This window comes from Bacillus sp. 05T22 (assembly GCF_056396765.1).
Genome location: NZ_JBFTMC010000203.1, coordinates 1 through 3,382 on the forward strand (window position 1 = coordinate 1; position 3,382 = coordinate 3,382).

Sequence of the window (3,382 nt, forward strand, 5' to 3'; positions counted from 1 at the left end):
CAAATATTCCCCACCTACTATTTGCAAATAACCCATGAGATAATCTCCTTACATACTACATGTGGAGTTTTTTTTATGAAAAGACACCTATTAAAGAAAGAATGGGAAATTTATATTCAAACTATAAAAACAGTGGATTATCCAATATCATAGAAAAAATATTTATAAAAAAAGTAAGAAAACATAACTTATTTTTTACAACTGGGACTGGATGTATTAATAGTATCCAATAGGTAACTGCAACAAGTGTATGTATTCAATCTCAGAAGAGCACAAAAAACTATAAGATTACGAGAAACAAATAAAAAAAAGAAATTGCATATATGTTATATAAACGCACTGCAACAAGAAAGGACCTAGAGTGCTTTAGTGCCTTAATGGGGTTGTTAAGGTTACTATTAGTAGATATAGCAAGTATTCATCACACAGTAAAAGGTTTATTACAACTAACTATCCGAGGGTGCAGGTTTTTCTTTTCTGGTTTAGACAGGACAGCTATGGAGGTATACAAGCGGAGGATGTGGGGGATGAAATAAAAAACATAATCTCAACAAAACAAATATGCTCCTTGATGATGGACAACATCCAATGGAGATCCATGAAAAAGATTTACCCCTCAAATGATCGCGAATCTAGAACCTCGTATTCAACAGATTACAGATGAATTATTGGATGCAGTACAGAAAAAAGGGAAGATKGATCTTATTGCAGATTTTGCTTTTCCACTTCCATTTCGGGTTATTGCTGAGATGTTAGGAATACCTGTTTTGTATCAAGAGAAAATTTATGATTTGTGGGTGAGCATAAAGGCAGATCCTAATCAAGACCATCATGCATGGATCAAAGAGTATTACTCATGCATCCGAGAAACATTGGAAGAAAAACGAAAACATCCAACGGAGGGTGTAATCAGCTCCCTGATACACGCACACRATCAAGAGGATAAACTGAGTGAATCCGAACTGCTCTCTACCGTCCAATTACTCATTACTGCTGGACATGAGACCACAACCAATTTAATTGGAAATGGTATGGTTGCTTTGCAGAAACATCCCGAACAATTAGCATTGTTGCGTAGTAATCCTTCTTTGCTACCGAATGCTATCGAAGAGCTACTTCGCTATGCTGGACCGCTCATGATCAGCTGGCGTTTTGCCAAATTCGCAGGATTTCAAGGCATTCGTCATGCTTCACGTACCTTGAAAGGCATTGAAACCGTTCATGCTCTATATAAACGAAAACGAAGTTTGCAACAACCAAACTTCGTTTTTTCGACGTATAATAAATTACAACAATTACTAAGGATTGCATAAAATCCATCTGCAATCATACCAACTTTTTATCTGTTAAAAAACTTTGCAACAGAACTCTCTGAATCATCTTTTTCACTTAACTTAGTGTCCAGTTTAGTGTACCATCTCCAATAGCTGCGTAATTTTTCTGTCTAACTTTTCGGGTTCAGTTCATTATATTTTCTACTTTGCCTTTATATACAACGTATTCTTTCCCATCCACTACTGCTACCACCGCAAATTCATCTTTTGGATTGAATGAAAGCCAGTCAGCCCACATGTTTGTATTTGGTCCTCCACTCCACATATTATGAACAGTGTTTTTAGTTAAATTCATAACTTTATAAGACGCATTTGGTGCATTTGTTCCAGTCTTTATTTCAAATGTGTATGCGTTATGAATTTTTTTATAAAAGTAGAAAACGTTTGATGGACGAAGCTGATTCATAAGATCCTGTTCTTTTTCCTCTGCAATCTTCATCCCTTCTTGTAATGTGACAACATCTGTTCTTAATGTTTTCCAACTGTCTTTAGCTGAATTCAAGTTAGGATTTAAGAATTTATATCTATTTTGATCAGCTTTTTGAGCTGCTGTATCAATATGTCCCAGTACGCCCGAATATTGAGAGTCTAAATCATCCCATTGCGTGGACATATAAGTAAGAGCAGTAATAGCATTATCAATCGTACTATGCATATCACTAATATTATGAAACGCAACTCCAACTACACGATTTAATGTTATTTTATAATCTACAGTCTTACGTAATTCTGTTAATGTAGGCTCTAATCGGCCTAAATTATCTCTTGCTGTACCTATCATTATACCACCAGAAATCAACGTGGGAATAAAAGGGATTTTTACCATTGTTAATCCATCAGATTCTAATTTTTTATAGTAGTTTACTTGTCCTAAAACTTCATCTAAACGCTTTTGGTCAGTCTCCACATCAGCACCTTGGTTTTTTAAAATCGATTGCAAGGTCTCTTTATGGCTTCCAAATGCTCTAACATCTTCTCCAATATCGTTTTTTAATTTAGTTAATTCTTCTATTAATGCTTTTGCAGACTTTTGGTTTTGTTGAATTTCCCCCCTTAAATCTGTAATCCCTTTCTTTAAAGTATCTCCATTCCCTGTATTGATCGCCTCTACTAATGTTTCATAATGATTTTCAAATTTTGTATCGTATTCAATAATGCCTGTCAATGTATCTAAAAGCTGTTTTTTTACTTTCGTATTCCATGTAACAGCATGTGCTCTTGCATTCTTTTGATCTTGTACAATTTTAATAGGTAAATCTGCATACCCATTAATAGTAATTCCTTCAAAACTCACATCTGGATTATTCATTAACAAATAAGAATATTCATTCATAGATTTTGCAAATACCCCAGCATCTTGCAAAACTTTTTTCATCTGTTCTTCATTTGCTGAAAGGGACATATCTCCATTGTTAGTTTGTTCAATTTCACTTGCAAAAACTGCTACTGGTGTGACTGCATAAGTGGTTGTCATAGTTAAAAGCGTTGATACAGCGAGTATTTTGTAAGAGATTTTTTTCATCATTTCATATTCCTCCTATACAGGGTTTGATAAGTTCTATTTTCTCTAAAAGCGAAATTAGTTCCGTATCTGTATGAATGCATTCCTACTTATATTTAGCAGTTTTTTAATCATCAAGTATTACAGAGAATTTATAGTGAAAGGCGAAGTCTTGAATCAAACTTCGCCTTTTCTGTATATAAGGAATTTTTAATTTCTGTATGACTATTTAACAATGTAATCATAGATTCTCTATGTTTTAGGTAACTTTGCAACGGAACCAATATTTCCTTATTTTTGCGGAGTAACAGGTTCCACTTTTAATTCTTTGATCCCTTCTTTTAATGTAACAGCATCTGTTCGTAATGTTTTCCAACTGTCTTTAGCCGCATTCAAGTTAGGTTTTAAGAATTTAAATTTATTTTGATCAGCTTTTTGAGATGCAGTCTCAATATGTCCAAGTACTCCCGAATATTGAGAATCTAAATCATGCCATTGCGTGGACATATAAGTAAGAGCATTAATAGCATCATCAAGTGCCTTATGC

The 3,382-nt window shown here is 34.2% G+C and carries 2 protein-coding genes and 1 pseudogene; 1 reads left to right on the forward strand and 2 read right to left on the reverse strand.

From position 1 onward, the window contains the following. Positions 1 to 620 precede the first annotated feature (620 nt). Entirely contained in the window at positions 621 to 1,313 is a 693-nt protein-coding gene (locus AC1DIT_RS27590) for a cytochrome P450 (RefSeq protein ID WP_476998571.1), read from the forward strand. Positions 1,314 to 1,458: 145 nt separating this feature from the next. Here the strand turns inward: AC1DIT_RS27590 and hblB are convergent, their stop codons facing one another. After that, on the reverse strand, positions 1,459 to 2,859 hold the full coding sequence (gene hblB, locus AC1DIT_RS27595; RefSeq protein WP_016115404.1) for a hemolysin BL regulatory component HblB: 1,401 nt from the start codon (positions 2,857 to 2,859) through the stop codon (positions 1,459 to 1,461). 267 nt (positions 2,860 to 3,126) lie between these two features. After that, positions 3,127 to 3,382, reverse strand: a pseudogene (locus AC1DIT_RS27600) (hemolysin); the annotation flags it as partial.